The sequence below is a fragment of the Streptomyces sp. AF1A genome (assembly GCF_047340315.1).
In the GTDB taxonomy this organism is placed as follows: Bacteria; Actinomycetota; Actinomycetes; order Streptomycetales; family Streptomycetaceae; genus Streptomyces.
The window spans coordinates 66,317-90,071 of sequence record NZ_JBLEBI010000014.1 but is presented as its reverse complement, the minus strand read 5'-3'; the positions used below and the strand labels follow the sequence as shown (position 1 = coordinate 90,071).

Genomic DNA, 23,755 nt, shown 5'->3' with positions numbered 1-23,755 from the left:
TCGCGCGGTCAGAGCCGGGACAGCTCGTCCACCAGGTCGTCCAGGCCCAGCGAGCCCTGCGACAGCGCCGCCATGTGCCAGGCCTTCAGGTCGAACGCGTCGCCGTGCCGCTCGCGCGCCTTCTCCCGGCCCAGCAGCCAGGCCCGCTCACCGAGCTTGTAGCCGATCGCCTGGCCCGGGATCGTCAGGTACCGGGTCAGCTCGCTCGCCACGAAGTCCGCGGGCCGGCTGCTGTGCGCCCCGAAGAACTCCTCGGCCAGCTCCGGGGTCCAGCGCTCACCGGGGTGGAACGGCGAGTCCGCCGGGATCCGGAGCTCCAGGTGCATGCCGATGTCCACGATCACCCGGGCCGCACGCATCATCTGCGCGTCCAGGTAACCGAGCCGCTCCTCCGGGTCGGAGAGGTAGCCCAGCTCGTCCATCAGCCGCTCCGCGTACAGGGCCCAGCCCTCCGCGTTGGCGCTGACCTCGCCGACCGTGGCCTGGTAGCGGGAGAGGTTCTCCGCGACGTGCGCCCACTGCGCCAGCTGCAGATGGTGGCCGGGCACGCCCTCGTGGTACCAGGTGGAGACCAGGTCGTAGACCGGGAAGCGGGTCAGCCCCATCGTGGGCAGCCAGGTGCGGCCGGGCCGGGAGAAGTCCTCCGACGGCGCCGTGTAGTAGGGGGCCGCCGCACCACCGGGCGGAGCGATGCACGACTCCACCCTGCGCACCCGCTCGGCGAGTTCGAAGTGCGTGCCGTCCAGCTCCGCGATGGCGCGGTCCATCAGGCCCTGCAACCACTCGCGGACCTCGTCCACGCCCTCGATGTGCCGGCCGTGCTCGTCGAGGTGCGCCAGCGCCACCCACGGCGTCTCGGCGCCGGGCAGGATCTTCTCCGCCTCCTGCTTCATCTCGCCGAGGATCCGGTGGAACTCCGACCAGCCGTACGCGTACGCCTCGTCCAGGTCCAGGTCGGTGCCGTTGAAGTAGCGGGCCCAGCGCGCGTACCGCTCACGGCCCACGACGTTCGGGGCGCCCTCGACGGCCGGCGCGTACACGTCCCGCAGCCAGTCCCGCAGCTCCACGAGGGCGCCGGTCGCCGCGCGGGCCGCCTCGTCCAGCTCCGCGCGCAGCGCGTCCGGGCCGGCGGCGGCGAAGTCCTCGTACCAGCCGCGGCCCTTGCCGTCCGTGTCCGTCCACTCGGTGAGCTGCTCGATGTACGTCGCGGTCGGCCGCGGCGCCCCGAACAGCTTGCGCTCCAGGCCGAGCTCCAGCGACTCGCGGTAGCCGGCGAGCGCGCCCGGCACCGCGCGCAGCCGCTCGGCGATCGCCGCCCAGTCGTCCTCGGTCTGCGCGGGCGTCACCGTGAAGACGTCCCGCACGGAGTGCCCGGGCGTGGCCATGTTGCCGATCGCGCGCAGGTGCTCGTCCGCCTCGTGCACGGCGAGTTCGGCGGTCAGCCGCTCCCGCAGCAGCCGCCCGCAGCGCCGCTCCACGTCGCTGCCCGCGCCGGGCTGCCGCTCTGCCTCGTCCAGCCTGGCGAGGGTCGTCCGGGCCAGCTCCGCGAGGGCCGCCTGGCCCGCGGGCGAGTAGTCGGGCAGTCTGCTCGAACTCTCCTTGACGCCGAGGTAGGTACCGGTGACCGGATCGAGGGCGATGAGTTCGTCGACGTACGCGTCGGCGACCTGACGGGGCAGCGGGCTCTTGGTCTCAGACATGACGACCATCCTCATACGAGAGGATCTCCGCGTCACCCGCGTTTACGTGGATTCAGCTCTGGGCGTGGCCCGGCGGCAGCAGCGGCCCGCACTCCCACTGCTGGAAGATCAACCGCGTCTCCACCCTGGCGACCTCGCGCCGCGCGGTGAACTCGTCGAGCACCAGCCGCTGCAGATCGGCCATGTCCGCGACGGCCACATGCACCAGGTAGTCGTCGGGCCCGGTCAGATGGAACACCGTCCGCGCCTCCGGCAGCGCGCGGATGCGCTCCACGAACGGCCCGACCAGCTCCCGCCGGTGGGGTCTGACCTGCACCGACAGCAGCGCCTGCAGCCCGCGTCCGAGTCTGGCGGGATCGAGCTGCAGCCGGTGGCCGAGGATCACCCCCGAGCGGCGCAGCCGGGTCACCCGGTCCAGGCAGGTCGACGGCGCCACGCCCACCTGCGCGGCGAGATCGCGGTAGGTGGTCCGGGCGTCGTTCTGCAGCAGCCGCAGCAGATGGAGATCCACCGGATCCAGTACGACAGATTCGGCCATGGGCCGAACGTAGCACGGTGTCCGCGGATGGTGAACCGTTCGCTGTTCACCCTTCCGCCCATGGACACAGCGAGCACGGGTGCCTACGACGACGTACGCACCGCACCGAGAGCCCTGGCCACCGAGGCCGTGCACGCCGGCCGCGACGACCTCGCCCGGCAGGGCCTGCACGCCCCGCCCATCGACCTGTCCACCACCTATCCCTCGTACGACAGCCGGGGCGAGGCCGCCCGCATCGACGCCTTCGCCGCCGACGGCGCCGACCCGGCGGGACCGCCCGTCTACGGCCGCCTCGGCAACCCGACGGTCGGCCGCTTCGAGACCGCCCTGGCCCGTCTCGAGGGCACCGAGTCGGCGGTCGCCTTCGCCAGCGGCATGGCCGCGCTCAGCGCGGTCCTCCTCGCCCGTTCCGCCATGGGGCTGCGCCACGTCGTCGCCGTACGGCCCCTGTACGGCTGCAGCGACCACCTGCTGACCGCCGGGCTCCTCGGCACGGAGGTGACCTGGACCGACCCGGCCGGCATCGCCGACGCTCTGCGCCCGGACACCGGCCTGGTGATGGTCGAGTCCCCGGCCAACCCGACCCTCGCCGAGGTCGACCTGCGGGCCGTCGCCCACGCCTGCGGCTCCGTCCCGCTGCTCGCCGACAACACCTTCGCCACGCCCGTCCTGCAGCGCCCGGCCGAGCAGGGCGCCCGGCTGGTGCTGCACAGCGCCACCAAGTACCTCGGCGGGCACGGCGACGTGCTGGCCGGCGTGGTCGCCTGCGACGAGGAGTTCGCGGGCCGACTGCGGCAGATACGGTTCGCCACCGGCGGTGTGCTGCATCCGCTCGCCGGCTACCTGCTGCTGCGCGGGCTGTCCACGCTCCCGGTGCGGGTGCGGGCCGCCTCCGCGAACGCCGCCGAACTGGCCCGCAGGCTCGCCGCCGACCCGCGCGTGGCCCGCGTCCGGTACCCGCGCCTCGGCGGCGCCATGATCGCCTTCGAGGTGCACGGCGACCCGCACGAGGTCATCTCCCGGGTCCGCCTGGTCACCCCGGCGGTCAGCCTCGGCAGCGTCGACACCCTCATCCAGCACCCCGCCTCCATCAGCCACCGCATCGTCGACGCCGACGACCGGCGCGGCGCCGGGGTGAGCGACCGCCTGCTGCGGCTGTCGGTGGGCCTGGAGGACGTCGACGACCTGTGGGCGGACCTCGACCGCGCGCTGGGAACCGCGCCCGAGCGGGCGATGACGGGTGCCGCGGGGGCCGGTGCGACCGGCCACGGCGGTCCTCACTGAGTGCACCCACCGCGGCCCGGCGCTCTGCGCCGGGCCGCCGTCGCGGGACCGGTCAGTCGCGCCGGTCAGTCGCGCCGAGCCGGGCCCGGCCGTCGCCGGACGGCGGCCCCGGGACGGCCCGCGCCGCGTCCAGCCGGGCCGTGATGACCAGCGTGCCCTCCTCCACCTGGTAGTCCAGGGGCAGGCCGAGTCCGCGCATCGCGGCGACCATGCCGGTGTTGGCGGCCCGCGTGACGGCGTAGACGCTCGCGCACCCGGCCTCCCGGGCCATGGCCACGAGCCGGCCGAGCAGTTCGGCGCCGATGCCGCGCCGCTGCCAGTCGTCCTCGATCAGCAGCGCGACCTCTGTCTCGTCGCCGTCCCACAGCAGATGGCCGAGGCCCACGATCCGGCCCGAAGGGGTCTGCGCGGCCAGCGTCCGCCCGAAGCGGGGGCTGAGCAGGTGCTGCAGATAGCGGTCCGCGTCGCCGACCGGTCCGTGGTAGCGCAGGCCGAGGGTGCGGGCCGAGCACCGCTCGTGCATCGCCTTCGCCGCCGCCAGGTCGCCGGTGTCGACCCGGCGCACGGTGACGGCGTTGCCCTCCGGCAGCGTCAGCACGTCCTGGCCGCGCGGAATCCGCGGGCCGAGCCGGGCGTCCAGCTCCACCAGCGCCCGGGCCCGTGCGAACTCGGTCGGGGTGAACGGCAGATACGGCCGCTCCACGGTGAGTACACCGCCCTCCGGCGCCCGCAGCCGCATGACGGTGTCCTCCAGCACGCCCTCGTCCGGCACGGGCTCCGGGCCGCGGCCCCCGCCGACCGGCCGTCCGGGCAGCGAGCGGATCGTGCACCGGCCCAGCAACTGGCGCAGCGCCAGCGGAAGTTCGGAGGCGTCCAGCGCGGTGCGGGCCGCGAGGCCCAGCACCCGGGTCGGGGCGTCGACCAGATCGTGGGCGTCGGCCCGCTCGATCCAGCTGGAGGTGCCCCCGGCCGCCGACGCCGCCCGGGTGATCTCGGCCGCCGCCAGCGTCTGCGGCGCCCGCAGCAGGAACTCGTCCACGGTGCCCTCGGCCAGCGGGTGCGCCTGCAGGCTCAGGATGTCGACCCGTCGCTCGGCGAGTGCCGCGCACAGCGCGGCCAGCGAACCGGGCCGGTCCTTCACCGTCGTCCGCATCCGCCACAGGGTGCCGGGGCCGGTCACCTCGCGCGCGGTGGTGCCGGACTGTTCGGCGGGCCCGGCAGGCCGCGTCCCGGCGGCCGGCGGGGCGCCGGTATGGCCGCCCGGCGGGGCGTGTCCGTGGCGCCGTGCCCACCAGGTGTGGAAGCCCGCCGTCGCGGCCGGCACGAGCGCCGAGATCAGCAGCAGCGCCGGGCCGTCGGGGCCGTGCCCGATCAGGTTCGCCACCGCGTCGGCCACGGCGACGGCCGTGAACAGCGCGGCGAGTTCGACGAGGTCCCGCCGCCAGTGGTGCACGGGGCGTCCGTGCTTCCTGCGGGTCACATCAGACATCTCTGGGGTCATGCAACCACGGTGAGGGAAGGGTGTTGCGTGATCACGAACCCCTTGTGACCGACAGGTAAAGCATGCTCCGCCCTATTTGTTGATTTTCCACTGTCCTTGGGGAGGGATGCGGCCGACCGGGGTCGTTCACGGAGCGGGGGGACCGGAGCCGGTGCACCAGGGCGCCTCCGGGCTCGGTTCGTGCCCGCCGGGAACGGATGCGACGGCGGCGCCGCCGGACGCGTCGTTCAGCGGCTGCCGTCCAGGATGACGCGGGCGACCAGTGCCGGGTCGTCGTTCATCGGGCAGTGGCCGCAGCCGGGCAGGCGTATGAGCCGGGCGTGCGGGATCAGCTGCTTGGCGCGGACGCCCTGGCGGCGCACCAGGAGCCGGTCCCGGGTGCCCCAGGCCACCGTGACCGGCAGGCCGGGCAGGTCGTCGGTGAACTGCACGGTGGCGCCCGCGCGCAGGGTCGCCCCGAACCCGGTGGCGCCCACGAGCGCGCGCGTCTCCGCGACCACGGCCTGAGGGGCGCGGCGGGCGGGGCGGGCGTAGATGGTGCTCGTCAGCGCGGTGCGGCCGGCCGCGCTGCGGCTCAGCCGCTCCACCAGCGGCAGCGGGAGCCGCTGGGCGATGCCCCGCATCGCGAGCAGCACCGCGAAGGCGTACCGGCGCTCGGCCTGGGTCCAGAACCCGGCAGGGGAGAGCGCCGTGACGGACCGTACGAGCTTCTCGCGGCCCAGCTCCAGGGCGAGCAGGCCGCCCAGCGAATTGCCGGCGACGTGCGGCCGGTCCAGGTCCAGCGCCTCGAACAGGGCGCCGAGCACGGAGTTGGTCGTGGGCAGGTCGTAGGCGAGACCGTCGGGCAGGCCGGGGGACGCGCCGAAGCCCGGCAGGTCGACCGCGATCACGTCGCGCTCGGTGGCGAGGATGTCCACGACCGGGTCCCAGGCCTGCCGGTGGTGGCCGATGCCGTGCAGGAGGACCAGCGGCTCGCCGCGTCCCACGCGCGCGTAGGACACGGTGACGTCCTTGGGGCCGTGCGGTGCGGGGACGGTGAAGGAGGCGGTGGCGGACATGGAGTGCTCCTCGTCTGGGCTGCTGACGGACGCCGTAGACAGCTTGTCAGCAATTGCTACCGACGGGTAGCCCCCTGGCCGTCCCCGCTCCGGCGGGCGCACGGGCCTCAACGCGCCCGGCGCACCTCGACATTGAAGTCGTCGTGGCCGAACGTCCGGGACAGCCGCAGCCACAGCGGCAGATACATCTCCAGCGCGCGTGCCGCCCCGATGCCGCCGAGGTCCAGCACCCGCCCGGCCGGCCACCCCAACTCGCCGAGCAGGGTCCTCACCTGCTCCTTGGCGGCCGGATCGTCGCCGCACAGGAACAGGTTGTGATCGCCCGGCACCCGCGCCGGATCGACCATCACCTGGCAGTTGACGGTGTTCAGCGTCTTCACCACGCGCGCGTGCGGAAACGCGCGCTGGATCTGCTCGCCCAGGCTGTCGCGGTCCACCGGGTCCAGGCGCGGGTGACCGCCCTCGAACGCCAGCGGGTTGGTGACGTCCACGAGCACCTTGTCGTGGAGGTGCTCGGCACCCACATCCTGGAGCGCGTCCAGCGCCACTCGGCCGCTGACCGCGTTGACGACCACCTCGGCCGCCGCGGCCGCGTCCGCGAACGTACCGGCGTGGGCCCGGCCCGCCGCGGCGGTGGCCCACTCCTGCCCCACCGGGTTGTCCTTGGTGCGCGAGCCGAGCGTCACCTCGTGCCCCAGCTCCACCAGTCTGCCGCCCAGCGTGCGGCCCACCTCGCCCGTGCCCAGCACCCCGTAGCGCATCGGCCATCCTCCGGTCCCGGCCGCCGACGCCCGGCGGTCCGCGGTCATTGTGATCCGGCACTCCTTCGGACCGTGCGATTCCGGGTGGACAGCCACGGGGCGTGTCGGATGGGATGGAGCAGTGACCACCGACTCCGCCACCGACGTCTTCGAAGAGCACCGGGCCCTGCTCATGGGGGTCGCCTACCGCATGCTCGGCCGCGTGGCCGACGCCGAGGACGTGGTCCAGGACGCCTGGCTGCGCTGGTCCCGCGCCGATCGCGCGGAGGTCCGTGAACCGCGCGGCTACCTGGTGCGCATCACCACCCGCCTGGCCATCGACCGGCTGCGTCAGGTGCAGGCGCGCGGCGAGGCGTACGTCGGGCCGTGGCTGCCCGAGCCGTACCTCACCGAGTACGGCGACACCGCCCCGGACGCCGCGGACCGGGCCGTCCTCGCCGACACGGTCTCCCTCGCCGTCCTGGTCGTCCTGGAGTCGCTGTCGCCCCTGGAGCGGGCGGTCTTCGTGCTCCGCGAGGCGTTCGGCTACCCGTACGCCGAGATCGCCGCACTGCTCGACCGCGGCGAGGCGGCGGTGCGGCAGCTCGCCGGGCGGGCGCGCCGCCACGTCGACGAGCGGCGGCCGCGCTACGACGTCGACCCCGTCCAGCGGCGCGAACTGACCGAGCGCTTCCTCGCCGCCGCGGGTGGGGGAGACCTCGAGGGCCTGATGTCCCTGCTCGCCCCACAGGCCCGCCTGGTCGGCGACAGCGGCGGCAAGGCCAAGGCCCCGGCCCGCGTCCTGTACGGCGCCGACAAGATCGGCCGTTTCCTGGCCGCCGTCGCGCCCGGCGCCGCGCCCGCGCTGTCCGTCCGCTTCCTGGAGGTCAACGGCGGCCCCGCCGTGCTGGTCCTGTCCGGGGACAAGCCCGACAGCCTCTTCCAGCTGGGCATCGCCGACGGCCGTGTCGAGGCCGTGTACATCATCCGCAACCCCGACAAGCTGCGGCACCTGAGCGGCCGCTGAACGCACCCCGCCTCCGCCCCCGCCCCCGCCGTACGGCGGGGGCGCTTTCGTGATGTCACCCGCACCACCGCGCACGAACACCGCGTGAACGCTCCGCGGCGGGCCATCCGTGCGCCGCCCGTGCGATCGAGGATTGGTCTTGACCAAGGGTGAGCGCCGTCCTATCGTCGCAGAGAAGTGCAACAACCTTTAATAAACAAGGGCGCTAAAAACCGCCGGACCACGGCTCTTGCGGAGGACAGGGTGGGGACCACGCAGCTGGAATCGGTGCCGGAACCGAAGTACTGGCATCTCAAGACCGTGCTCACCGAGGCACTGGACTCGGAGTTCTCGGTCGGTGAGATCCTGCCCAACGAGCGTGATCTCGCCGCTCGTTTCGGCGTCGCCCGCGCCACGCTCCGGCAGGCCCTGGAGCAGCTGGAGCTGGAGGGCCGGCTGCAGCGCCGCCGCGGTGTGGGCACGACCGTCGCACCCCCGCGCGTGGGCGTGGCCGTCGGCACCGAGCAGCACGCCTGGCCGGGCGCCGCCGATGACGCCTGGCAGCCCGTCGACTGCGTCCAGGCCGCGCCGCCGGCGGCCGTCGCCTCGGCCCTGGACACCGCCGCGGACGAGCCCGTGCACACCGTGCGCCGCGCCCGGACGTCGCACGGCCAGCAGGTCGCCACCGAGCTGCTCTACATCCCGGCCGCCTCGGTGCCCGACCTCACGGCGATCGACGCGCCCACCGGTCCGGCACGCGCGCGTGCGGTGCTGCGGGAGCTCCAGCGGCTGGCGCTGGAGGGCCAGGACCGCGCCGTCGAGCTGGGTTCGGCGCGCGCGGACGACGCCAGGGACCTCGACCGGCTCCCCGGCGCGCCCGTGCTCGTCGTCACCACCCGCTTCATCGCCGAGGGCCGCACCGCGGCGCTGTCCGTGGCGACCTACCGAGCCGACACCTGCCGGCTCACCTTCGGCGACTCGGCGGACGTGGAGATACACCACGACCCCGAGCGGCGGGCCTCCTGACCCACCGCGCCGGCACGGCAGGATCACGACGACTCCCCGAGCGCGCGGGGCCGCCGGTATGCGGCGCCGCCGCTCGGCGCGCGAGAACGCTTCCGCGGTGACACGACGACCGCGCCCGGTCCCCCAGGGGGTCACCGGCGGGCCGTCACCGTGCCCTCCACCGCGAACAGCTGCTCCTCGACATGGTCGAGCGCCAGCCGCAGCGCCCCCGTGGCCACGACCGAGTCACCCAGCATGGACAGCGTCACCCGGGGCGGGCGCAGGCAGTAGCGGGCCAGTTCGCGGCGCAGCGGCTCCAGCACGCCGTCCAGACCGGCCGCCCAGCCGCCGATCACCACCAGCTCCGGATCGAGCGCCAGCACCAGCGCGGCCACGTCGTGCACCAGCCGCTGGATGAACCGCTCGACGGCCGCCCGCGCCCGCTGGTCGCCCTCGCGCGCCAGCGCGAACACCTCGGCCACCGCCTGCTCGTCCAGCGGGTGCAGCGGCTCGTCGGTGGTGGACAGCAGCGTCTCCGGGGTCGCCTCCCGGCCCAGCAGATGCAGCGCGCCGATCTCCCCGGCCGCCCCGCCGTACCCGCGGTGCAGTCGGCCGCCGATCAGCGAACCCGCCCCCGGGCTCAGCCCGGCCAGCACGAACACCATGTCGTCCGTGTCGGTCGCCGCGCCCTTCCAGTGCTCGGCGACGGCCGCCGCGTTGGCGTCGTTCTCCACCAGGACCGGGCACTTGAAGGAGCGGCTCAGCCGCTCACCGAGAGACAGTCCGGTCCACCCCGGCAGGGCCGTGCCCAGCCGTACCGTGCCGTCGGCCTCCACGATGCCCGGCGAGCCCACGCCCACCGCACGCAGCGAGCTGCGGGCGATCCCGGCACGGCGCAGCAGCTCGGCGACCGCGCCGCGCAGCCGGTCGAGCCGCTCGTCCGCCGGAGCCGTCTCGTCGACCTCCTTGGCCTGCGCGCCCAGCACCCGGCCGTCCAGGTCCGACAGCAGCGCGGCGACCCGGTGCGCGCCGATCTCCAGGCCCAGCAGATGCCCGGCCTCGGCCCGGAACCGGAACCGGCGCGCGGGCCGCCCCTGACGGCGCGCGGAACCCTCGTCGGCGGCCTTCTCCACCACGAGCCCGGCCTCGATGAGTCCCTCGACGACACCCTCGACCGTCGGCCGGGACAGCCCGGTCACCCGGGTGATCTCGGTGAGCGTCGCGCAGTCCGCGGCACGCAGCGCGTGCAGCACCACCGCGGAATTGATCCTTCGCAGCAGCGAGGGATCGCCGCCGGTCAGCTGCCCCACCGTCCGTCCTTCCAGCTCGCGGGCGTGTTGGGCGGATGGTACTCGTCCCGGCACACCCCCGGCGAGCGCCGTTCGCACCCCGGAACTCCCCGCCCGCCGGCCGACGCGCCCCGTCCCCGGCTCCCCCCGGCTCGACGAACCCCGACTCGCAGGCCGCGATCACCGCCTGGGTGCGCTCGCGCGCCCAGCTTCGCCAGCACGGCGCTCACATGCGACGTCACCGTCTCCGCGCCCACCACCAGCCGGGTCACGATCTCGGCTTTGGAATGCCCCCGCGCCATGAGCCGCGGCACCTCGCGCTCGCGCTCCGTCAGCCGCGCCCGCCGCAGGGCGGCGCGTGCCGGCCGGTCACGGTCGCCGTACCGGGCGGCGAGCCGTCGTACGGAGGCGGGGAACAACAGTGAGTCGCCCTCGGCTGGGGATCGTCCGGATCCGCGGCCTGGTGCGCGGGCTCGCCGCGGAAGACCGCGCCGTCCTGGTCTCCAGCCACTTGATGAACGAGACCGCCGCCTTCGCCGACCACCTGGTGATCCTCGGCCGGGGCCGCCTCCTCGCCGCCCCCCGTCCGGGAGTTCATCCACGCGCGCGTACGACCGCAGATCAGGGTCCGCACCACCGATGCCGCCGCGCTCGGCGACCTGTTCGCCCGGCACGGCCACGAGGCCGTCCGGCACGAGGACGGCGCCTGGACCGTCCGCACGCGCGCGTGGCCGTTCGTGCTCCTCGTGTCCTTCGTCGTCGGCGACCTGTCCTCGGGCGTCGCCGACTTCCTGCCCGACCGCGCCGGTCAAGCGGTCCGGCACAGCACCTGGGACGGCCCCCTCGGAGCGTGGAGCGGACTCGCGGTGAGCGCGCTGTGGACGATCGCCGCTCTGCTCGCCGCCTCGTGGACCCTGCGACGCGGGGACGCCTGACGGGCCGCCAATTGTCAGTGGTGCCCGATTTACTGGATCGCATGGACATCGCGAACCACCTTGCCGTGATCGACCGGTTGTGCGCCCGGGAGTTCCCGGCGGAGCACGGCCGGACGGACGCCGGCACGGGCGGGCCCGGGTACCTGATAGCCGAGTTGGAGACCAGCGGTGACTTCTACGAGGAGGGCGGCACCGAGCGGGAGGAGACGCAGGAGCAGTACGAGGCGGACCGGGACGCGCTGGGGGAGCGGCTCGCCGACCGGTGGGGCCCGGCGGACGTGTTCAGCCTGGCCGGCGCCTTCGCACGGGCCACGCAGGGGGAGGAGGTCGACGAGCCGTGGGCCACGCTGGCCTCGCACGTCCCCGATGTGCACCTGTGGAAGGCGCCGACGGGCCGCTGGGTCGCCCTGGGCGTGTCCCAGTGGGACACCGAGCTGCCGTTCCAGCTGCTGGCGGTGGTCACGGCCGTGGACCCGCCGTGACGGTCAGCCCTGCGCGGCCATCCGCAGCCGCGCGAACTCCTGCGCCATCGTCGCCGCCGTCCAATGGGCGTTCAGCCCACTGGGGTTGGGCAGCACCCACACCCGGGTGCCCGCGATGGTCCGCTCCTGCGGTCCGACCCGGGCCGTGCGGTCGCCGAAGGCGGACCGGTACGCGGTGACCCCGACCACGGCCAGCCACCTCGGCCGCAGGCGCCGCACCTTCTCGGTCAGCAGCCGCCCGCCCTCGACGTACTCCGCCGCGGTCAGCTCGTCCGCCCGCGCGGTCGCCCGCGCCACGACGTTCGTGATGCCCAGCCCCAAGGACAGCAGTTCCCGCTGCTCGGCCGGCCGCAGCAGCCGCGGCGTGAAACCCGACAGGTGCAGCACCGGCCAGAACCGGTTGCCGGGCCGGGCGAAGTGGTGGCCGGTCGCGGCGGTCATCAGCCCCGGGTTGATGCCGCAGAACAGCACGTGCAGACCGTCCGCGACCACGTCCGGGACGAGGCGGTCGCGGGCGGCCTCCAGGTCCGCCCTGGTGAGGCGGGGGGAGCGCGGCGCGGAGGTCAGAGGATCGCTCCGGGGGTGTAGCCGGCGGCCTCCGGGTGCTGCTTGACGATCTCCTCGATGCGCCCGACGACCACGCCGACCTGGTCGGCGGCGGCGCCGGTGAAGGACAGCCTGTCGGCCATCAGCGCGGCGAGCTGGTCGCGGTCGAGGGGCAGGCGCGCGTCGGCGGCGAGCTTGTCGAGCAGGTCGTTGCGCTCGGCACCCTGCTCGCGCATGGCGAGCGCGGTGGCCACGGCGTTCTCCTTGATCGCCTCGTGCGCGACCTCGCGGCCGACGCCGGCGCGGACGGCGCCCATGAGCACCTTGGTGGTGGCCAGGAACGGCAGGTAGCGGTCCAGCTCGCGGGCGACGACCGCCGGGAACGCGCCGAACTCGTCGAGGACGGTCAGGAAGGTCTCCAGCAGGCCGTCCAGCGCGAAGAACGCGTCCGGCAGCGCGACACGGCGCACCACCGAGCAGGACACGTCGCCCTCGTTCCACTGGTCGCCCGCCAGCTCGCCGGTCATCGAGGCGTAGCCGCGCAGGATCACCATGAGGCCGTTGACGCGCTCGCAGGAGCGGGTGTTCATCTTGTGCGGCATCGCGGACGAGCCGACCTGGCCCGGCTTGAAGCCCTCGGTGACCAGCTCGTGTCCGGCCATCAGCCGGATCGTCTTGGCCAGCGAGGACGGCGCCGCCGCGAGCTGCACCAGCGCGGTGACGACCTCGTAGTCCAGCGAGCGCGGGTACACCTGGCCGACCGAGGTGAACGCCTGCGCGAACCCGAGGTGCTGCGCGACCCGGTTCTCCAGCTCGGCGAGCTTGGCCGCGTCGCCGCCCAGCAGGTCCAGCATGTCCTGCGCGGTGCCCACCGGGCCCTTGATGCCACGCAGCGGGTAGCGGGAGAGCAGTTCCTCGACGCGGCCGTGGGCGACCAGCAGCTCGTCGGCGGCGGTCGCGAAACGCTTGCCCAGGGTCGTGGCCTGCGCGGCGACGTTGTGGGAGCGGCCGGCCATGACCAGCTCGGCGTACTCGCCCGCGAGCTTGCCGAGGCGCGCGAGGACGGCGACCGTCCGGTCGCGCATCAGCTCCAGTGAGAGCCGGATCTGCAGCTGCTCGACGTTCTCGGTGAGGTCGCGCGAGGTCATGCCCTTGTGCACGTGCTCGTGCCCGGCGAGGTCGTTGAACTCCTCGATGCGCGCCTTCACGTCGTGCCGGGTGACCTTCTCGCGCTCGGCGATCGAGGCCAGGTCGACGGTGTCGAGGACGCGCTCGTAGTCGGCGATCGCCTCGTTGGGCACCTCGATGCCGAGGTCCTTCTGGGCGCGCAGCACGGCGAGCCAGAGCTGCCGCTCCAGCCTCACCTTCTGCTCGGGCGACCAGAGCGTGGCGAGCTCGGCGGAGGCGTAGCGTCCGGCGAGGACGTTCGGGATGCGGGGCTTGGCGGGCGCTGAAGTCACGTAACCGGATTCTACTGGCGATTCCTGCAGCTCAGCGCCACCGGGGTGTTCGTGGGAACCTACGAGAGCGCCTCGGCGAGCTCCGCGATCACGTCCGCGTGGCACGGCTCGGGCGCGCACCAGCAGGCCAGGGTCCGCCCGCGCAGTCCGGCGACCAGCTCCAGCAGCTCCGGGCGCTTCAGCAGACGGGCACGGTACAGGGCCATCACCTCGGCCCGGGTGCCGTCGCGTTTCCTCCTCGGTGTGTCGTAGGCGAAGGGGTTGTACAGCGGGTGCCGGGGGAGGTCCCAGCCGCCCATCGTCCAGCGGCGGCCGACGTACACGACGTCCGCTGGGGCGTGTTCCAGCCGGGGGCCGAACTCGTGGATCCGGCCGCGGACGTTGATCACGCGCGTGGTCACGACGGCAACGCTACGCCTGGGCCTCGTACGGCTGCGGCTCCGGCCGCTTCGGCGGGCGGCCGTCACCGGATGGCGCGACAGCGAACCGGCGAACTGCGCCGACCAGGCCGAGCAGGTCGCCCTGCTCCGCGCCAGTCGTCCGCTGGTGGATACGTGGGCGTCGATGGCCGGGTTCCGGACGCCGGCCAGGGCACGTCGACCGTTCACAGTGCGGGTCGTGAGGCGTGGATGTACTGGTCGGCCCAGGCGCTGATGATGTGCGCGGCTCGCTGCGCCTGCCCGCGTGCGGTCATGAGGTGGTCTGCTCCTTCGAGCGAGACGAAGCTTCGCGGGTGCTTCGCCATGCGGAAGAGCTCCCCGGCGTTGGCGATGTCCACGGTGTCGTCGGTGGGCGAGTGCATCACGAGCAGCGGCCGGTCCAACTCACGGACCCGGTCGTGCAGACGGGCACGGCGGACGTCCTCGACGAAGGCGCGTTTGAGGACGAGGGTCCGCCCGCCGACGAACCACTCGTGCTGCCCCTCACTGAGCACGCGATCCACGACCGCGTCGTACTGGTGCTCCACGTGGCTGGGGTCGGCGGGTGCCCCGATCGTGGCGACCGCGCGGACGCCGGTCGCCTCGGCCGCCGCGGCGATGGCGGCGGCGCCTCCCCACGAGTGACCCACCAGCAGATCCGCCGGAGTCCCCCGCTCTGCCATCAGCTGTGCCGCGCGGACGCTGTCCTGGACCTTGACGGTGAAGGAACCGTCACCCCAGTCGCCGTCGGAATCGCCGATCCCGAGGTTGTCGTAGCGCAGCATGCCGATCCCCTCGCGGGCCAACTGTTTGCTGACCCGCGCCGCCGCCGGCGAGTTCTTGCCGAGCGTGAATCCGTGGACGAAGATCCCCCAGCCCCGGACCTCGCCCTCCGGCAGGTCGATCGACCCGGCCAGCTCAGGGCCGACGACGCTCTTGAACCTCACTTCTTCGGACACGTTGCGATCACTCAGGCCGGCTGTGCGTGGCGGTCGGCGTACCGACGAGCAGCTCGGTGATCTCCTTGGCGAGATGCGGGCCGAGCTCGCCCCAGCCGTCCTTGTAGCCGTAGACGCCGGCCAGGGTGCGGGCCTCGTAGTCGCCGTTCATGATCTCGATGTCCTCAGCGGTGATGAGTCCCGGGTGGGCGACGCCGACAGCCGACGAGACCTTCATCAGCTCCCTGCGCAGGGTGCGCAGGTAGACAGCGGCCCGGGTGGCCTTCGAGGTCGGGTCCAGGCCGCGGGCCAGCCACTGGTTCTGGGTGGCGATGCCGGTGGGGCACTTGTCGGTGTGGCACTTCTGCGCCTGGATGCAGCCGATCGACAGCATCGCCTCACGTGCCACGTTGATCATGTCGGCACCCAGGGCGAAGGCGACTGCGGCGTTCTCGGGCAGGCCGAGCTTGCCGGAGCCGATGAAGGTCAGCTCGTCGGTGAGTCCGAGCTCGGCGAAAGTGCCGTAGACCCGGGAGAAGCCCATCCGGAACGGCAACGACACCGCGTCGGCGAAGATCCGCGGTGCCGCCCCCGTGCCGCCCTCGCTGCCGTCCACGGTCACGAAGTCGACACCACGGTCACCACGCGCCATCAGCGTGGCCAGCTCCTGCCAGAAGCCCAGCTCGCCCACCGCGCTCTTGACCCCGACCGGCAGACCGGTCTCGGTGGCGAGCAGCTCGACGAAGTCGAGCATCGAGTCGACGTCGCTGAACGCGCTGTGCCGCGACGGGGAGGCGCAGTCCTTGCCGACGGGGATGCCGCGGATTTCGGCGATCTCCGGGGTCACCTTCGCGCCCGGCAGCATCCCGCCCAGCCCCGGCTTGGCACCCTGGGAGAGCTTGATCTCGATTGCCTTGACGGGGGCGCTCGCGACCACGTCCTTGAGCTTGTCGAGGTTGAAGCTGCCGTCCTCGTTGCGGCAGCCGAAGTACGAGGTGCCGAGCTGCAGCACCAAGTCGCCGCCGTTGCGGTGGTACGGCGACAGGCCGCCCTCGCCGGTGTTGTGCATCGTGCCCGCCAGCGCCGCTCCCTTGTTGAGCGCCGTGATGGCCGCGCCGGAGAGCGAGCCGAAGCTCATCGCCGAGATGTTCACGACGCTCGCCGGCCGGAAGGCCTTGGCGCGCCCGCGCGGACCGCCCAGCACCTTGGCCGAGGGCAGCGGGGCCTGCGGGTCGTGCGCGTCGGGCAGGGCGCCGGCGAAGGTGCGCTGCTTCAGGTAGGCGTGCCCCTGGACGTGCTCGACGTCCACCTCGGTGCCGAACCCGAAGTAGTTGTTCTCCTCCTTCGCCGACGCGTAGATCCAGGTGCGCTGGTCACGGCTGAATGGGCGCTCCTCCTCGTTGGAGGTCACGATGTACTGCCGCAGCTCCGGTCCGATCGTCTCCAGCAGGTACCGGGCGTGCCCGATCACCGGGAAGTTCCGCAACAGTGCGTGCCGCTTCTGGACAAGGTCGCGGGCTGCCACCAGCGCCACTGCTGTTGCGGCGACGGCGCCGATCCTCCGGGCCTGCATGCACGTTCCTCCTCGAGGCACGACTCCATCGCCCCGCGGTGGAGCCCGCTTGGGTCACTTCGGGCGCCGGACGGCGCACACAGTCACTGGCGCGCCGGCGCCATCGAAGAAAGGCGAACCGACTCTAGAAGGCCACACGCATATGCACAGCGACGACGATCACACCACGGCCTGCTGACGCGGTGCCGTGCTCGGACGGCCCCGTGACGTCGGCGGCCGAGCTGACACTCACAGCCGAGCACCGGCATGGGCACGATGCGATGTACGAAGCGGCTGTTCACGGCGGTTCGGAGCCGCGCCGCCCACGGCGGCTGCAGGCCTCCGTCCCGTTGCCGCGTGTGGCCGACGGGCGGATCGTGCTCGCGGTGGTTGTGAGCAAGGAAGCCTTTGGGTCAGGGCCCCACCTGTCGCCATTCCGCCACAGGGCCGGGGTTTGTGTGGTCCGCAGGGGTGACCCAGAAGGCTTTGCCCAGCTCAGCGCTGAAGTGGGCGCCTGTCCGGCCGTCCCCGGAGGAGCGGCCGGTCAGGCGCCGGCCGATCCAGGGCAGCAGATGCTGCCGGGCGAACCGGACGTCCGCCACCCGCCGCGTCAGCCAGCCCGGCGGGAGGGTGGCCGGCATCGGTATGTGCCACTCGGGGTCCTCGGGCTCGTGTCCGAGCGTCTGCCAGACCGCCTCGGCGACCCGGCGGTGTCCCTCGGCCGTCAGATGCAGCCGGTCCACGTCCCACAGCCGCGGGTCGGCCAGCGAGGGGGCGCCGTACAGGTCGACCACGAGGGCGCCGTGCTTCTCGGCCAGCTCGTCCACGCAGGCGTACAGCTCCTCCATGCGCGGGCGGAAGCGCTCCAGCACCGGGCCCTGCCGGCCGGGGCTGCGCATCAGCACCAGCTGCCCGCACGAGGGAGCCAGCCGCTCCACCGCCTCCGTCAGCAGGCCGCGCACCCGGCCCATGTCGCACTTGGGCCGCAGCGTGTCGTTGAGCCCGCCGACGAGGGTGACGACGTCGGCGTTCATGGCCGCCGCCACGTCCACCTGCTCGGCGACGATCTGCCCGATGAGCTTCCCGCGCACGGCGAGGTTGGCGTACCGGAAGCCGGGCGCGCGGGCGGCCATCCGCGCGGCGAGCAGGTCGGCCCAGCCCCGGTAGGAGCCGTCGGGGAGCAGGTCCGACATGCCCTCGGTGAAGGAGTCGCCGACCGCGACCAGGCTGGAGTACGGGGGAGGAGTGGGATTCGTCTGCATGGCGTCAGCGATGGTATCCCGGCTCCATACCCGCCGGTCGGTCGCCCCGGACCAGCCCGGGGCGGGCCTGTGCCGGTCGGTCGGTTCGGGGTCAGCCGGGTGCGGCCCGGCGCCGGCCGCTCGGCCCGGCATCAGCCCGGTGCGCCGGTCGGTCGGCCGGGGTCAGCCCGGTGCGGGCTGTCCGAACAGCTCCCGCAGTACGTCCTCCATGGTCACCAGCCCCGCGAGCCGCCCGTCGTCGCCCAGCACGGCAGCGAGGTGGGTGCGGCTGCCCCGCATCGCGGTGAGCACGTCGTCCAGCGGGGTCCGCTCACGCACCCGCGGGATGGGGCGCATGTCCTGCAGCCGGAACGGCACGTCCCGCGGTGAGGCGTCCAGCGCGTCCTTCACGTGGAGATAGCCCACGATCCGGCGGGCCGCGTCGACCACCGGGAACCGGGAGAAGCCCGACTCGGCCGACAGCCGCTCCAGCTGCTCCGGGGTGACTCCCACGCGCGCGTACACCACCTGTTGCAGCGGCACCACCACGTCCCGCACCGGGCGGCTGCCCAGCTCCAGGGCGTCGTGCAGCCGCTCCTGGGCCCGGTCGTCGATCAGCCCCGCCTCGCTCGCGTCCTTGACGATCTCGGCGAGTTCGGTGTCCGTGAAGGTCGCCGCGACCTCGCCCCTGGCCTCTACCCGGAGCAGCTTCAGCAGCCCGTTGGCGAAGGCGTTGACCGAGAAGATCACCGGGCGCAGCGCCCGGGACAGCGCGACCAGCGGCGGACCGAGCAGCAGTGCGCTGCGCACGGGTTCCGCGAGCGAGATGTTCTTGGGCACCATCTCGCCCAGCAGCATGTGCAGGTACGTGGCCGACGTCAGCGCGATCACGAAGGACACCACATGACCCGCGCTCATCGGGACCCCGACCGCGTGGAACACCGGCTCCAGCAGATGTGCGATCGCCGGTTCGGCGACCACACCCAGGACCAGCGTGCACAGCGTGATGCCGAGCTGGGCGGCGGCCAGCAGCGCGGACACGTGCTCCAGGCCCCACAGCACGCTCTTCGCGCGCCGGTCCCCCTTCTGGGCGAGCGGCTCGATCTGCGAGCGGCGCACGGAGATCAGCGCGAACTCGGCGGCGACGAAGAAGGCGTTGACGACCAGGGTCGCCAGGCCGATCAGCAGCTGGACGGCGGTCATCGTGCCCCCTCCGTCGTCTCGCCGGTCCTTTCGTCGTCGAGGGGCGCGTGCATCAGTACCCGGGCCGCCCGGTGCCCGGAGGCGTCCACCACGTCCAGCCGCCAGCCGGCGATCTCGACGCTGTCACCGGTCTCGGGTATCCGGCCCAGCTCGGTGGCGACGAGGCCGGCCAGGGTCTCGTAGGGGCCCTCCGGCACGCGCAGGCCCACGCGCTCGAGCTGGTCGGTGCGCGCGGCGCCGTCGGCCGAGTACAGGGCGCGGCCCGCCTGGTCGGCGCCGGCGGGGGCGAGCTCGGGCGTCTCGTGCGGGTCGTGCTCGTCGCGCACCTCGCCGACGACCTCCTCCACGATGTCCTCCAGGGTCGCCACGCCCGCCGTGCCGCCGTACTCGTCGATGACGACGGCCATGGTCCGCCTGCCGGAGAGCCGGTCCAGCAGCCGGTCCACGGTGAGGGACTCGGGCACCAGCAGGGCCTCGCGCATCACGTGCGAGCAGGGGCGGTGGCGCCGCTGCTCGGGAGTGAGGGCCAGCACGTCCTTGATGTGGGCGATGCCGACGACGGAGTCCAGGTTGCCCCGGTAGACCGGGAACCGGGACAGGCCCGTCGCCCGGGTCGCGTTGGCCACGTCCTCGCAGGTCGCCTGGGTGTCGAGGGCGACCACCTGGACGCGCGGGGTCATCACGTTCTCCGCGGTCAGGTCGGCCAGGTTCAGCGTGCGCACGAACAGTTCGGCGGTGTCCGCCTCCAGCGCGCCCTCCTTGGCGGAGTGCCGGGCGAGGGCCGCCAGCTCCTGCGGCCCGCGCGCGGAGGCCAGTTCCGCGGCGGGCTCGATCCCGAGCCGGCGCACCACACGGTTGGCCATGTTGTTCAGGTGCGTGATGAAGGGCCTGAAGGCCGCGCTGAACAGGCGCTGCGGGTTGCCCACGCGCCGGGCCACGGCGAGCGGCATGGAGATGGCCCAGTTCTTGGGCACCAGCTCGCCGACCACCATCAGGAACACCGTGGACAGCGCGGTGCCCAGCACCAGCGCGGCCGAGCTCGCCGCGCCGGCGGACAGTCCCAGCGCCCGGAACGGCCCGGCGAGCAGCTTGGCGATCGACGGTTCGGCGAGCATGCCGACGACCAGGTTGGTGACCGTGATGCCGAGCTGGGCGCCGGAGAGCTGGAAGGTCAGGTTCCGTACGGCCTTCAGGGCGCCCGCGGCGCCGCGCTCGCCCCGCCGCGCGGCCCGCTCCAGCTCGCCGCGCTCCACCGTGGTCAGCGAGAACTCCGCCGCCACGAACGCTCCGCAGGCCATCGACAGCAGGATCGCCACCAGAAGCAGCAGCACTTCTGTCATCAAGTCACCCCCGTCCAGGATCGGACAGGGTGCGGCGGATCGCGCGGTGTCGCGGACCGGGAGGCTCGCCCATGGGCGGACGCTCACCACCTTTCACAGAGGGACGAGTGCTCCCTCAATGGTAAAGGATCAGCAAAGTCATGCCGGGGTCAGCCGACGAGCGGCTTCACCCAGCGCCGCCACTGCTCCTCGGGGCCGTATCCGGCCGCACTCCACGCGTGGTGCGCCGTCCGGTTGCGCACCAGCACCATGGCGTCCGCGCGCCGCCCGCCCAGCCGTGCGAACCGCTCCTCGGCGGCGGCCAGCAGGGCCGAGGCGATGCCCTGGCGGCGCCGCTCGGGAAGCACCGCAAGCCGGTACAGATGGCACCGCCAGCCGTCGAAGCCCGCGATCACCGTGCCCACCAGCTCGTCGCCGCGTTCGGCCAGGATCAGCGCCTCGGGGTCGCGCTCGACCAGCCGCTCCACGCCGGCGCGGTCGTCGCTGATGCTGGTGCCCTCGGCGGCCGTCGTCCAGAAGGCGAGGACGGCGTCCACGTCGGCGGGGGAGGCGGCTCGTATGCGCAGGTCGGTCATGTGCTCAGCCTGACGGGAACGGGCTCGCGGGCTGGGGGAATTCCGTCATGCGGACTCCTCGCGCAGCCGGGCCATCACCGGGGCGAAGTCCTCCATGGAGTGCTCCAGGACCGTCAGGTACGAGAACCCGAACCGCTTTCGCTGCGCCCGGACCCGGGCGACGAGGTCGTCCAGCGGGCCCGCCGGCACGACGGGCAGCGCCAGGGCGTCCTCCAGGGTGAGCTGTGCCCGCCACTCGGCGGCCGACGCGGGCGTGAGCAGATTGACCCCGAAGCGGAACGGACGCGGCATGAACTCTCCTCTGCGGAAAGAGAATCGGCCCCTTTCGACCCCTCTCACCCCCTCGGCCTGCGATTCCATCACGGCTGGTTGTCACTCGTGGGCGATCGCAGTCAGCACGTTCATCCGCGACGCCCGCAGGGCCGGCAGCAGGGCCGCCACGACGCCCACCACGGCGGAGCCGATCACCACCGCGACGATGGTGTTCCAGGGGATCGCGAGCGCGGTCAGCCCGCGCAGGGCCAGCACCTGTTGCATGCACACGCCCCACACGAGTCCCAGGGCCAGCCCGAGGACCGCGCCGAACACCGCGATCACCACCGACTCCAGCCGGATCATCCGGCGCAACTGTCGCCGCGCCAGCCCGATCGCACGCAGCAGCCCGATCTCCCCGGTGCGCTCCACCACCGACAGCGCGAGCGTGTTGACCACGCCGAGCACCGCGATGACGATCGCCAGGCCGAGCAGCGCGTAGACGAGGTAGAGCAGCACCGCGATCTGGTCGTGGACGAGCTTCTTGTAGTCGGTCTGGTTGCGCACCTGGACCTGCGGGAACGGCTTGAGCGCCCGCTCCAGGCGCGGGCGCAGGTCCTGCGGGCTCGTGCCGGGAGCCGCGTTGACGAACAGCGCCGAGTCCTGCCCGCGGGGCGCGTACCTCTCCAGGGTCCCGAGGCCGAAGAACACGCCGCCCTGGCTGCCGAGGTCCTCGGCCTGGTCCTGGCGGGTGAGCGCCCCGACCGTCAGTTCGGCCCGGCGCCCGCCCGGGAACTCGACCGGGAGCGTGCTGCCCACGCGTGCGCCGTGGTCCTGGGCGAAGGCGGCGTCCAGGGCGAGGTGCCCGTCGGCCAGGGCGGCCGTGGAGCCGCCCTGCGCGTAGGTGACGTGCGCGACGTCGTCGAGCCGGGGTCCGTACCCGGCGGCAGTCGTCTCGACCCGGCTGCCGTCCGGGAGGCGTACGGCGATCCGGGTGAGCCGCTGCGGCACGACGAGCCCGGCACCGGGCGTGGCGGCCACACGCTGCGCGATCTGCCTGGTGAACGGGATGAAGTTGGCGTTCTGCACGATGAAGTCGGCGCCCAGCGTCTTGTCGATCTGCCGGTCGAACGACGCCGACATCGAGGCGCTCGCCACCGACATCCCGCCCACCAGGGCCAGCCCGACCATCAGCGCCGCGGCCGTGGCGCCGGTACGGCGCGGATTGCGCAGGGCGTTGCGCTGGCTCATCCGGCCGACCGGGCCGAACAGCGCGGGAAAGGCCGCGCCCAGCACCCGGATCACCGGCCGCACCAGCAGAGGTCCGCCGACCACCGTCGCGATCAGCGTCAGGACCACGCCGAGGCCGAGCAGTGAGGCGGCCGACGCGGTGCGGGTGGCCGCCGCACACCCGGCGAGCGCGGCCACCCCGGCCGTGCCGACCACCGCTGCGACGATCGCGCGGACCTTCAACGGCTTGCCCGTACCGGCGACTTCGGCGTCGGCCAGCGCCGCCATCGGGGAGACGGCGGCGGCGCGCCGTGCGGGCAGATAGGCGGCCACGAAGGTGACGCCGAGACCGACGACGTACGCCGCGACGGGCGTGCTCCAGCCGATGACCATCTCCGTGGCCTTCAGGTTCATCCCGAACGCGCTCATCAGCCCGATCAGTCCGAACGCCAGTCCGATCCCGGCCGCGAGGCCGAGCGTGGAACCGACCAGGCCCAGCAGCAGCGCCTCCGTCAGCACCGACCGCCGCACCTGCCGCCGGTCGGCGCCCAGCGCCCGCAGCAGGCCGAGCTCCCTGGTGCGCTGGGCGATCAGCATGGAGAAGGTGTTGACGATCAGGAACACGCCCACGAGGAGTGCGACGCCGGCGAATCCCAGCATCACGTACTTGATCACGTCCAGGAACGTGCCGAGGGCGGCCGCCGCCGACTTGGCCTGTTCGCCGGCGGTCCTCAGGTCGTAGGTGCCGGTGCCGATCGCGGTGCCGATCCGCCGCTTGAGCTCCGCGTCGGAGACGCCCCTGGCGGCGTCCACGGAGATGGAGGTCGCCCGTGCGGCGGACCCGAGCAGCGCGCGGCCGGCCACCGCCGGGTCCAGGTAGACGAGGGCCGCGCCCGGGTTGGTGGTGGTGAACGTCGCGATCCCGGTGACGCGGACCCGGAACATGCCGGGCTGGGCCTGCACGGTCAGCGTGTCGCCGAGCCGCACGTGCCTCCTGCCGGCGGTGTCGGCGTCGAGCAGCGCCTCACCCGGGCCGTGCGGCGCGCGCCCGGAGGTGAGCCTCACCGGGCTGTGGCGGCTCACGTTCCAGGCGGCCGCGATGGTGGGCGCCCCGGTGGTCGGGCCGACGGACTTGTTGTGGCGGTCGACCACCACGATGTTCTGCACCTGCACGTCGGCGCGGGCCGCGGCGACGCCGTCGACCTTCGCCACGCGGTCCCGCAGCGCGGCGGGCAGCGTCTGCACCGCACCGCTGGTCCGCGCCGAGGCCAGGTCCTGCTTCGGCTGGACCGTGACATCGGCGGCGGTGGAGGCGAACAGCCGGTCGAAGGTACGGGTGACGGTGTCGGAGAAGATCAGGCTGCCTGCGACGAAGGCCACGGAGAGGATCACGGCCAGGGCCGACAGCGCCAGCCGCCCCTTGTGCGCGAGGAAGCTCCTCAGCGTCGCCTTCAGCACCGG

At 73.3% G+C, this 23,755-nt stretch carries 19 protein-coding genes and 5 pseudogenes; 6 read left to right on the top strand and 18 right to left on the bottom strand.

From position 1 onward, the window contains the following. Positions 1 to 8 precede the first annotated feature (8 nt). Both ACLU3S_RS07410 and ACLU3S_RS07405 read right to left on the bottom strand, forming a co-directional pair. Entirely contained in the window at positions 9 to 1,700 is a 1,692-nt protein-coding gene (locus ACLU3S_RS07410) for a DUF885 domain-containing protein (RefSeq protein ID WP_413950941.1), read from the bottom strand. A gap of 52 nt (positions 1,701 to 1,752) precedes the next feature. Beyond that, complete coding sequence (locus ACLU3S_RS07405; protein WP_201824982.1) at positions 1,753 to 2,238, bottom strand: Lrp/AsnC family transcriptional regulator; 486 nt, start codon at positions 2,236 to 2,238, stop codon at positions 1,753 to 1,755. A 60-nt stretch (positions 2,239 to 2,298) separates the two neighbouring features. On the opposite strand from ACLU3S_RS07405, the gene ACLU3S_RS07400 reads away from it, so the two are divergent. Continuing rightward, entirely contained in the window at positions 2,299 to 3,522 is a 1,224-nt protein-coding gene (locus ACLU3S_RS07400) for a trans-sulfuration enzyme family protein (RefSeq protein ID WP_413950940.1), read from the top strand. 52 nt (positions 3,523 to 3,574) lie between these two features. Here ACLU3S_RS07400 and ACLU3S_RS07395 read toward each other — a convergent pair whose 3' ends face one another. From ACLU3S_RS07395 to ACLU3S_RS07385, 3 genes are all read right to left on the bottom strand, one after another. Then, positions 3,575 to 5,011: an N-acetyltransferase family protein gene (locus tag ACLU3S_RS07395; protein WP_413950939.1), complete on the bottom strand. Its 1,437-nt coding sequence runs from the start codon at positions 5,009 to 5,011 to the stop codon at positions 3,575 to 3,577. Positions 5,012 to 5,250: 239 nt separating this feature from the next. Further along, on the bottom strand, positions 5,251 to 6,081 hold the full coding sequence (locus ACLU3S_RS07390; RefSeq protein WP_413950938.1) for an alpha/beta fold hydrolase: 831 nt from the start codon (positions 6,079 to 6,081) through the stop codon (positions 5,251 to 5,253). A 107-nt stretch (positions 6,082 to 6,188) separates the two neighbouring features. Then, positions 6,189 to 6,842, bottom strand: coding sequence for an NADPH-dependent F420 reductase (locus ACLU3S_RS07385; RefSeq protein ID WP_413950944.1), 654 nt, complete (start codon positions 6,840 to 6,842; stop codon positions 6,189 to 6,191). A 121-nt stretch (positions 6,843 to 6,963) separates the two neighbouring features. Here ACLU3S_RS07385 and sigJ point away from each other — a divergent pair, with 121 nt between their 5' ends. Beyond that, on the top strand, positions 6,964 to 7,848 hold the full coding sequence (gene sigJ, locus ACLU3S_RS07380) for an RNA polymerase sigma factor SigJ (RefSeq protein WP_413950937.1): 885 nt from the start codon (positions 6,964 to 6,966) through the stop codon (positions 7,846 to 7,848). Between the two features lie 243 nt (positions 7,849 to 8,091). Further along, complete coding sequence (locus ACLU3S_RS07375) at positions 8,092 to 8,853, top strand: GntR family transcriptional regulator (protein WP_413950936.1); 762 nt, start codon at positions 8,092 to 8,094, stop codon at positions 8,851 to 8,853. Positions 8,854 to 8,984: 131 nt separating this feature from the next. Here ACLU3S_RS07375 and ACLU3S_RS07370 read toward each other — a convergent pair whose 3' ends face one another. Together ACLU3S_RS07370 and ACLU3S_RS07365 are read right to left on the bottom strand one after the other, a co-directional pair. Further along, a complete protein-coding gene (locus ACLU3S_RS07370) occupies positions 8,985 to 10,142 on the bottom strand; it encodes an ROK family transcriptional regulator (RefSeq protein WP_413950935.1) in 1,158 nt (385 codons plus the stop codon). Between the two features lie 124 nt (positions 10,143 to 10,266). Beyond that, positions 10,267 to 10,567: pseudogene (locus tag ACLU3S_RS07365) on the bottom strand (LuxR C-terminal-related transcriptional regulator); the annotation flags it as partial. On the opposite strand from ACLU3S_RS07365, the pseudogene ACLU3S_RS07360 reads away from it, so the two are divergent. The 3 genes and pseudogenes from ACLU3S_RS07360 to ACLU3S_RS07350 all read left to right on the top strand — a co-directional run. After that, positions 10,561 to 10,837: pseudogene (locus ACLU3S_RS07360) on the top strand (ABC transporter ATP-binding protein); the annotation flags it as partial. The pseudogenes ACLU3S_RS07365 and ACLU3S_RS07360 overlap by 7 nt on opposite strands. 15 nt (positions 10,838 to 10,852) lie before the next feature. Further along, positions 10,853 to 11,056: pseudogene (locus ACLU3S_RS07355) on the top strand (ABC transporter permease); the annotation flags it as partial. Positions 11,057 to 11,097: 41 nt separating this feature from the next. Continuing rightward, positions 11,098 to 11,538 (top strand): hypothetical protein, encoded by a 441-nt coding sequence (locus ACLU3S_RS07350; protein WP_413950934.1) that lies wholly within the window; start codon positions 11,098 to 11,100, stop codon positions 11,536 to 11,538. A gap of 3 nt (positions 11,539 to 11,541) precedes the next feature. On the opposite strand, the gene mug is transcribed toward ACLU3S_RS07350, so the two are convergent. From mug to ACLU3S_RS07295, 11 genes and pseudogenes are all read right to left on the bottom strand, one after another. Next, positions 11,542 to 12,030, bottom strand: a complete 489-nt coding sequence (gene mug / locus ACLU3S_RS07345) for a G/U mismatch-specific DNA glycosylase (protein WP_413950933.1) — start codon at positions 12,028 to 12,030, stop codon at positions 11,542 to 11,544. A 71-nt stretch (positions 12,031 to 12,101) separates the two neighbouring features. Next, the gene (gene purB / locus ACLU3S_RS07340; protein ID WP_413950932.1) at positions 12,102 to 13,544 is read right to left on the bottom strand and encodes an adenylosuccinate lyase; all 1,443 of its coding nucleotides are present in this window, start codon (positions 13,542 to 13,544) and stop codon (positions 12,102 to 12,104) included. 59 nt (positions 13,545 to 13,603) lie between these two features. Beyond that, positions 13,604 to 13,945, bottom strand: coding sequence for a DUF4326 domain-containing protein (locus ACLU3S_RS07335; RefSeq protein ID WP_413950931.1), 342 nt, complete (start codon positions 13,943 to 13,945; stop codon positions 13,604 to 13,606). Positions 13,946 to 14,148: 203 nt separating this feature from the next. Then, positions 14,149 to 14,922, bottom strand: coding sequence for an alpha/beta hydrolase family protein (locus ACLU3S_RS07330; RefSeq protein ID WP_413950930.1), 774 nt, complete (start codon positions 14,920 to 14,922; stop codon positions 14,149 to 14,151). A 7-nt stretch (positions 14,923 to 14,929) separates the two neighbouring features. Continuing rightward, complete coding sequence (locus ACLU3S_RS07325) at positions 14,930 to 16,474, bottom strand: FMN-binding glutamate synthase family protein (RefSeq protein WP_413950929.1); 1,545 nt, start codon at positions 16,472 to 16,474, stop codon at positions 14,930 to 14,932. A gap of 392 nt (positions 16,475 to 16,866) precedes the next feature. Further along, positions 16,867 to 17,715, bottom strand: coding sequence for an SGNH/GDSL hydrolase family protein (locus ACLU3S_RS07320; protein WP_413950928.1), 849 nt, complete (start codon positions 17,713 to 17,715; stop codon positions 16,867 to 16,869). Positions 17,716 to 17,877: 162 nt separating this feature from the next. Then, positions 17,878 to 18,897 (bottom strand): hemolysin family protein, encoded by a 1,020-nt coding sequence (locus ACLU3S_RS07315; protein WP_413950927.1) that lies wholly within the window; start codon positions 18,895 to 18,897, stop codon positions 17,878 to 17,880. After that, a complete protein-coding gene (locus ACLU3S_RS07310; RefSeq protein ID WP_413950926.1) occupies positions 18,894 to 20,237 on the bottom strand; it encodes a hemolysin family protein in 1,344 nt (447 codons plus the stop codon). The genes ACLU3S_RS07315 and ACLU3S_RS07310 overlap by 4 nt, the downstream gene beginning before the upstream one ends. A 149-nt stretch (positions 20,238 to 20,386) precedes the next feature. Then, positions 20,387 to 20,827 (bottom strand): annotated as a pseudogene (locus ACLU3S_RS07305) (GNAT family N-acetyltransferase); the annotation flags it as partial. A 30-nt stretch (positions 20,828 to 20,857) separates the two neighbouring features. Further along, positions 20,858 to 21,043, bottom strand: a pseudogene (locus ACLU3S_RS07300) (LLM class F420-dependent oxidoreductase); the annotation flags it as partial. Between the two features lie 141 nt (positions 21,044 to 21,184). Next, positions 21,185 to 23,752, bottom strand: coding sequence for an ABC transporter permease (locus ACLU3S_RS07295; protein WP_413950925.1), 2,568 nt, complete (start codon positions 23,750 to 23,752; stop codon positions 21,185 to 21,187). Positions 23,753 to 23,755: the final 3 nt, after the last annotated feature.

Excerpts from the sequence above, each read along its gene's own strand:
- ACLU3S_RS07410 (WP_413950941.1), bottom strand. The coding sequence starts at position 1,700 with ATGTCTGAGACCAAGAGCCCGCTGCCCCGTCAGGTCGCCGACGCGTAC.
- ACLU3S_RS07405 (WP_201824982.1), bottom strand. The coding sequence starts at position 2,238 with ATGGCCGAATCTGTCGTACTGGATCCGGTGGATCTCCATCTGCTGCGG.
- ACLU3S_RS07400 (WP_413950940.1), top strand. The coding sequence starts at position 2,299 with ATGGACACAGCGAGCACGGGTGCCTACGACGACGTACGCACCGCACCG.
- ACLU3S_RS07395 (WP_413950939.1), bottom strand. The coding sequence starts at position 5,011 with ATGTCTGATGTGACCCGCAGGAAGCACGGACGCCCCGTGCACCACTGG.
- ACLU3S_RS07390 (WP_413950938.1), bottom strand. The coding sequence starts at position 6,081 with ATGTCCGCCACCGCCTCCTTCACCGTCCCCGCACCGCACGGCCCCAAG.
- ACLU3S_RS07385 (WP_413950944.1), bottom strand. The coding sequence starts at position 6,842 with ATGCGCTACGGGGTGCTGGGCACGGGCGAGGTGGGCCGCACGCTGGGC.
- ACLU3S_RS07350 (WP_413950934.1), top strand. The coding sequence starts at position 11,098 with ATGGACATCGCGAACCACCTTGCCGTGATCGACCGGTTGTGCGCCCGG.
- ACLU3S_RS07325 (WP_413950929.1), bottom strand. The coding sequence starts at position 16,474 with ATGCAGGCCCGGAGGATCGGCGCCGTCGCCGCAACAGCAGTGGCGCTG.
- ACLU3S_RS07320 (WP_413950928.1), bottom strand. The coding sequence starts at position 17,715 with ATGCAGACGAATCCCACTCCTCCCCCGTACTCCAGCCTGGTCGCGGTC.
- ACLU3S_RS07315 (WP_413950927.1), bottom strand. The coding sequence starts at position 18,897 with ATGACCGCCGTCCAGCTGCTGATCGGCCTGGCGACCCTGGTCGTCAAC.
- ACLU3S_RS07310 (WP_413950926.1), bottom strand. The coding sequence starts at position 20,237 with ATGACAGAAGTGCTGCTGCTTCTGGTGGCGATCCTGCTGTCGATGGCC.